This is a genomic window from Helicobacter kayseriensis, from assembly GCF_021300655.1.
GTDB classification, from domain to species: Bacteria; Campylobacterota; Campylobacteria; order Campylobacterales; family Helicobacteraceae; genus Helicobacter_G; species Helicobacter_G kayseriensis.
In genome coordinates, this window is the sequence record NZ_JAJTNB010000009.1 from 46,941 (window position 1) to 53,461 (window position 6,521).

Genomic DNA, 6,521 nt, shown 5'->3' on the forward strand with positions numbered 1-6,521 from the left:
TGAGATCTTTACTCTAGGGTGACTGTAATGCAAAAAATAAATTTTATTGCTCTGATTTTGATTTCGCTATATTTTTCTGGTTGCTACAGCTCAAAACAAATCCTTGTTAGAAACGACAAAGATTCCAATCTCAATCTCAACGCCGATGCAGTTCCAATCACCATTTTCCTTTATCAACTCAAAGATACTGCAAAATTTAAAGATGCTTCCGCCATCGATCTAATTGAGCGATCAGATGCCATACTAGGCAAAGACAAAATTGATGCAACACGGATGCAAATTGCACCAGATAATGAAAAAATCATTGCAACAATCAATAAAAATGAAGTTCCCTACCTTGGATTTCTTGTCATCTACAATAGAATGAGCAAAAAGAAAAAGATTAAATCCCTCATAGAAAGTGATGAAATTTCAAAAGATTTGCTTGAATTGCAAATCACAAAAAAAGGGATCTTTATTGTTGGTAAAAATAAAAACGAGGAGCTCATTCAATGATCAATCATCTTAAAATCGCTTGGAGCAATGGAATCAACATTGATCGAGTTCATTTTGAACAACAAGAGCGATATTTCGAACACACCATAAACTACAAAACAATTCAAACACAAGACAATCTCTTTGGAATATTGCACTGCTCTTTCAATCAAGAAATGTTACGACAAGGCAAGATTGCCCTTGATTATATCAGCGGAGTTGCTCAAGATGGTAGCGTCTTTAATGCCCCAAACGATGATAGATTACCCGATCCCCTTGAAGTCAATCCTAGCATTATGCAAGATAGCATTGTAGCCCTAAAGATTCCAATCAGTGTAGATACGATTGCAGACATGTCGATTCAAAACTCACTTCCAGATACACGCTACATCGTATCAACAACTCCGATTGGCTCCAAAGTTTTTGATGATACCAATACAAACTTCTTTATGAGCAACGAAGAAAAAGCACTTCATTCTTCCACTTCTCAAGAGCAAATCAATGTTTTCACAGCCTCTCTTAGACTTTCATTGGGGTTTTTGGGCTCAAAAAATTCAAACGAACTTGAGATTCCAATCTGCAAAATCAAAACCATTGGCCTTAATGGAAACATCACGCTTGATGAGAAGTTCATCCCCACAACACTCAACATCTCCACACACCCTATCATCACAAATTTTTTAGAAGAAATTGTTTATTCAACCAATCAATATTACACACAACTTGTCGAGGGGATTAAAGATGTAAGCAAAGCAAAAACATCGATTGATTTTTCAAGCTTTGCTGCCCTTGGTGTGCTAAAAAAATGGAATATTCTTTTTAGTTATCTCAAACATAAAACCAAGATTCACCCAGAATTTTTCTATCAAAAACTCATCGAATTTCAAGCCGATCTTTATGGAATCAACTTTAAACTAGAAGAAAAAGATTTCATTGCCTACAACCACCTTGACATCAGCTCAAGCATTATTACTCTCATTGATCACACAAAGTTTTTATTTTCTCAAATTGCAACCCCCAAATATATCAGCGCCACAACGACATCAAATGGACACGGATTCTATCTCTGCTCCTTTGATAATCTCTCTATCATTCAACAATCCAGTATTTATTTTGCTATTTCTAGCCCAAAAGGCACTGCCTTTATCCAACAACATTTTCAATCACAAAGCAAAGTCACATCTGAGGCAATGATTCGACAAAAAATTAGCTCTCAATCAGACGGGATTGGCATTGAAATGCTTTCGATTGTCCCACCTATTCTTCCCCACCTAAATGATTTTGTTTATTATAAAATTGACAAAAATGATCCTTTGTATCATGAAATATTGGGAGATTCAAGAATCGCTTTTTATATTTCCAACATCATCGATGATCCAGAAATCAAAATGTGGGCAATCCCAGATTAAGGAATACAATGAATAAAACACACAACAAGGAAGAACAACCCTCCCTTCTTCAAGAATTAAAAATTCAAGGGCTTAACAATAACCCTGCCCTAGATCATTCCCTTCAGCTTCTTGTTCTTGGCCAAAGACTTTCCAAAATCTCCTATCTTGATGAAGAAAAAATCTCTCAAATTAGGGAGCAAATGGCCAATGAGATAGTATCTCTAACAACCACACTTGCAACGCTGAAGATTTATGATGAAATCGATATTGCAAGGCTTAAATTTTGCCTTTGTGTTTTTCTTGATGGCCTTTTAATGCAAAATGAAGTTTTTCTTCAAAGTTCCTATGTCAACAATACCCTGACATTGCGCTATTTTAAAGAGTTAAGTGATGGAAAAAAATTTTTTTCTATTATGGATAAATGGCTAGAAAACCCATTAAAAAACAAAGACATGCTAGAAGTCATCTATGCATGTCTTTTATTGGGATACAAGGGGCATTTTGCAGTAGATAAAAAACATGAAGAACAAATCGCTTTTCTATGCGAAAATATCGCCTCTAGCATCACTCCGACACTTAACACCAATGATATGGTCGCCTTTGAATATGCCTACAGAAATCAAGAAAATCAAACTTTTTGGCAAAAATACTTATCGGTTTTTACAAAGATTCTCCTCTTTGTCGTTCCTGTTGTGTCAATTCTTTGTATATATCTCTTTGAGTTTATTACAATCCAAAAAGATATTTTTCAAACTTCATCAACACTTAAATCTCAAATCGACTCATACAAAAAGAGCAAAGAAGCGCAAAGCATGGAACATAAAAATAATGGCCTTGTCATTCAAAAAGATTCTTAAAAAAATTTTTTCTCTTTTTGTAAAACTTGGTTACAATGAAAAAACACATTATCACATTAAAAATAAGGAGTCACACATGGCGCAACCAGCTTATATCAGAATCGAGGGATCTAAACAGGGGCTAATCACAAGCGGAGCAACGACTGAAGCAAGTATTGGAAACCGCTTCCAAGAAGGACATGAAGATGAAGTCATGGCTCAAGAAATCGAACATGAAATCAAAGTTCCTGTAGATCCACAAAGTGGGCAACCTAGCGGACAGAGAGTTCATACTCCTTTTATTTTTACTTGCTCTCTCAACAAGGCCGTTCCCCTTCTTTACAATGCACTTACAACAGGAGAGAAGTTACCAAAAGTAGAAGTGCACTGGTTTAGAACTTCATCTTCTGGGGGACCTGAGCATTATTTCACAACAATTCTTGAAGATGCGATCATTACAAACATTTCACTTGTTATGCCAAACGCCCAAGACCAAACCAATAATGACAAAACAGAACTATTTAAAGTTTCTCTCAACTACAGAAAAATCACTTGGGAACATACTGCTGGAGGAACAAGCGGATCAGATGATTGGAGAAAGGCTTAAAATTTCCAAATATCGCTAGCAATAGAAGCCCAAGCTTTTATTGCTCTATATTAGAAATCCAATTCTAAAGGTTCTTTAATGTCCTCTACCCTAACTCTTTCTCTTCCAAATTCTACTTCTACACTTACCTTTAATCTTATTTCTGCTCAAATCACTGAAAGCTTTGATGATATTCTAAGGGCAGAATGTGAAGTATATTATGAAGGTATTCAAGATCATCTTATTGAAGTTTTGAGCGAGATTCAAGATTTCTTTTATGCATCACTAGCTCTTTCCTCCCCTATTTCCACAAAACGCGTTGATCGTCTAGATCAAAAGTTTTTTCTTGTTGGAGAGAGATTTGACTTTATACAAAAAAGCATACAGACAGAAAAGACACTCAACCAAAGATTCTTTTTTTCTTTTGTGTTACATTCTCCGCTTTATTTACTTAAACACAGCATAAGTTCTCGTATTTTCTATCAAAAAAGTGTAGCGGATATCATATTGGGCATTTTGTCTTCATATGCCCCAATAATGCAAAAAGAGATCGATCCCACTCATTTGCAAGGAGATTATTCAGTATGTGAATATATGACTCAATACAAAGAAAGTGACCTAGATTTCATTCAAAGAATTTGTTTTAACTCAGGAATTTTTTTACTTGAAAAAGACGACAAAATCTACTTATGCGACACTCCATTTATCTCTCAAGGTGAAAATGCATCAGCAAGTTACGAATCTTTAGCAGACAAGCACTCCCATCCCTATAAAGACAATCCCAACAACCCCTTGGGTGAGGAATACCTCAATCATCTTACTTTTTCTCATCACCTCTCTTGCAAAACTAACCTTTTTTCCTCTTTCAATCCATTCACTCCCTCCTCTTTACAAACTTCAACCTCCCCCTCCCTGCACTCCAAAAATTCAAGCTTCTCCTCGCTCCAACATCATATAAGCCACAATCCATCTCTAACATCCTATGAAGAAAGACACTCTCATCTTTCTGCGCTTAGAAAACAAATGGAGGGGTATATCTTTGGGATTCAAAGCAACATTATTGCTCTAAAGCTAGGCGATGAAATAACGATCAACAATCTCTCATCCCTACCACTTCCAGAATGGCTCAAAGACAAAGAAGGAAGATATAAAATCATCTCACTGACACATCACTTTCAGGATAAAGCAAATCTTGCCTCCACCTTTGGAGATGACACCCAGGCAAGCTCTTATCACAATATCCTCACACTTTTGCCCTCAGACATTCCGTTCTTTACTCAACCTATCGAAAAACCCATTGCTTATGGAGGGCTATTGGGGCTTGTTGTAGGAGAAAATGAAGAAAATATCCTAGAAAACATACAAGAGCAAAAAAATACAATCCATACCGATTCTCAAGGAAGGATTCGAGTTGCTTTTGCATACTCTCTTACCCAATCTGATTTGGATCAAAAACGATTTGCGCAAGACCATTCATCCAATCTCAATCAATCCCTAAGCACCTGCTATCTTAGAGTGCTCAGTCCTTCTGCAAGCGAAAACTCAGGATTCTTTGCACTTCCCAGGATTGGAAATGAGGTTTTGATCCAATTTCTAGAAGGTGATTGCGATAAACCTATCATCGCTGGCAGTCTATACAACTCCTCATCTCCTCTTCCGCACTCTCTTGGCGAAGGTTATCACTATACAAGCATCAGCGCTTCTTCTCTTGGGAAAGAAAATGCAAGCAAAAGAAGCGAACTCGTATTTAAAACACAGCACAATCAAGAGGAAGTCTATCTTTATGCACAGAAAGACTATCTAGAAAATATCCAAAACAATTATTCACAATCAATCAAACAACATAAATCCATCACTATCCAAGGGACCCATACAGAACACATAGGACTTGCCTATATTCAAAACATCGGCGGATTGCGAGATATCAATATAGGTGCAGAAAGTATGGAAAATGTCGTTCTCTCAAAAGACACGCAAGTGGGAGGAAGTTGCACGTTTAATGTAGGTGCAGAATACAAATTGAGAGTATCTCAAGAGGTTTATGAAAATATAGGTGGAGACAAAGAAATTAGCATTGGAGGAAATCTAGATTCTAAGATCGAGGGAGACAAGATAGAAGAAATCTCAGGAAATATGGATGAAAGAATTAAAGGAGAATACAGAATACTCACACAAAATAATATGGATTTTGACTCTCAAGCTCAAATTCATTTTAAAGCCAAGGACAATATTGACTTGCAATCTGAAAATCTTTCGATCCTCAACAGCAACTCAACAAATCTTGAAACAAAAGCATTAGGAATCTTTGCAGAATCTGGAATAAATCTAGAAGACAATCAACAGATCAATGTCCAAGTCAAAGAAAGCACCATCCAAATCAAGTCAGATACAGTCATCCTTAAAGCTGGAGGAGTGGAAGTCATCATTGGCAAGGATGGCCTTGTTGTCAAAGGGGGAGAGATCAAAAGCGAATAAACCACAAAACAAAGGGGCTTTTATGTATCCAAAATCTCTATTTATTTCATTCTTATTTTTAGGGATGATTCCTCTTTTTGCAGAGTTGAAATATTTTCCTAAGGATAAGGAAGAACTGATTGCTTTAGTGACAGATGAGAAGATTAAGTTAGATGAGATTGATACAAGCAAGATTACAGATATGAGTTATTTGTTTTGTGAGGCAAGGGATGGGACAAGAGCTAGAAGCTATCTTCCAGAATGCAGAGCTACAGATCGAAAGAGTTATAAGGGGATTGAGAAATGGGATACTTCTCATGTAGAGACAATGGAAAAAATGTTTTGGGAGAATGAAAGATTTAATGAGCCTATTGGGGATTGGGATGTAAGTAATGTCAAAGATATAAATAGAATGTTTGCGGGAGCCACTTCTTTCAATCAACCCCTTGAAAAATGGGATGTAAGGAATGTGAAGAATATGGGGGGGATGTTTATTGCCACTCCTTTCAATCAACCTCTTGAAAAATGGGATGTAAGGAATGTAAAAAAAATGGATGCAATGTTTGCAAGAGCGACTGCTTTCAACCAACCCCTTGAGAAATGGGATGTGAGTAGGGTGGAGGATATGCACAGAATGTTTGCAGAAACACCCTTTAACCAACCTCTTGGGAAGTGGGATGTAAGTCAAGTGGAGAATATGGCTTATATGTTTGCAGATGCAAAATCTTTCAATCAAGATCTTAGTTCTTGGGATGTAAGGAATGTCAAAGATATGTCAGA

At 36.7% G+C, this 6,521-nt stretch carries 6 protein-coding genes; all 6 read left to right on the forward strand.

Annotated elements, in window-relative coordinates; genetic code table 11:
* The first annotated feature begins 27 nt into the window (after positions 1 to 27).
* A complete protein-coding gene (gene tssJ / locus LW137_RS06195; protein ID WP_233034318.1) occupies positions 28 to 495 on the forward strand; it encodes a type VI secretion system lipoprotein TssJ in 468 nt (155 codons plus the stop codon).
* Positions 492 to 1,883 carry a type VI secretion system baseplate subunit TssK gene (tssK, locus tag LW137_RS06200; protein WP_233034319.1) on the forward strand — a complete coding sequence of 464 codons (1,392 nt, stop codon included), beginning with the start codon at positions 492 to 494 and terminating at the stop codon, positions 1,881 to 1,883. Before tssJ ends, tssK begins: the two co-directional genes overlap by 4 nt.
* Positions 1,884 to 1,891: 8 nt before the next feature.
* Positions 1,892 to 2,722: a type IVB secretion system protein IcmH/DotU gene (gene icmH, locus LW137_RS06205; protein WP_233034321.1), complete on the forward strand. Its 831-nt coding sequence runs from the start codon at positions 1,892 to 1,894 to the stop codon at positions 2,720 to 2,722.
* 76 nt (positions 2,723 to 2,798) lie between these two features.
* Positions 2,799 to 3,308 carry an Hcp family type VI secretion system effector gene (locus LW137_RS06210; RefSeq protein ID WP_233034322.1) on the forward strand — a complete coding sequence of 170 codons (510 nt, stop codon included), beginning with the start codon at positions 2,799 to 2,801 and terminating at the stop codon, positions 3,306 to 3,308.
* A gap of 78 nt (positions 3,309 to 3,386) precedes the next feature.
* Complete coding sequence (locus LW137_RS06215; RefSeq protein ID WP_233034323.1) at positions 3,387 to 5,762, forward strand: type VI secretion system Vgr family protein; 2,376 nt, start codon at positions 3,387 to 3,389, stop codon at positions 5,760 to 5,762.
* Between the two features lie 22 nt (positions 5,763 to 5,784).
* Positions 5,785 to 6,521, forward strand: a 737-nt coding sequence (locus tag LW137_RS06220; RefSeq protein WP_233034324.1) for a BspA family leucine-rich repeat surface protein, incomplete at its 3' end; no start/stop codon positions are given.

Excerpts from the sequence above, each read along its gene's own strand:
- icmH (WP_233034321.1), top strand. The coding sequence starts at position 1,892 with ATGAATAAAACACACAACAAGGAAGAACAACCCTCCCTTCTTCAAGAA.
- LW137_RS06210 (WP_233034322.1), top strand. The coding sequence starts at position 2,799 with ATGGCGCAACCAGCTTATATCAGAATCGAGGGATCTAAACAGGGGCTA.
- LW137_RS06215 (WP_233034323.1), top strand. The coding sequence starts at position 3,387 with ATGTCCTCTACCCTAACTCTTTCTCTTCCAAATTCTACTTCTACACTT.
- tssK (WP_233034319.1), top strand. The coding sequence starts at position 492 with ATGATCAATCATCTTAAAATCGCTTGGAGCAATGGAATCAACATTGAT.
- tssJ (WP_233034318.1), top strand. The coding sequence starts at position 28 with ATGCAAAAAATAAATTTTATTGCTCTGATTTTGATTTCGCTATATTTT.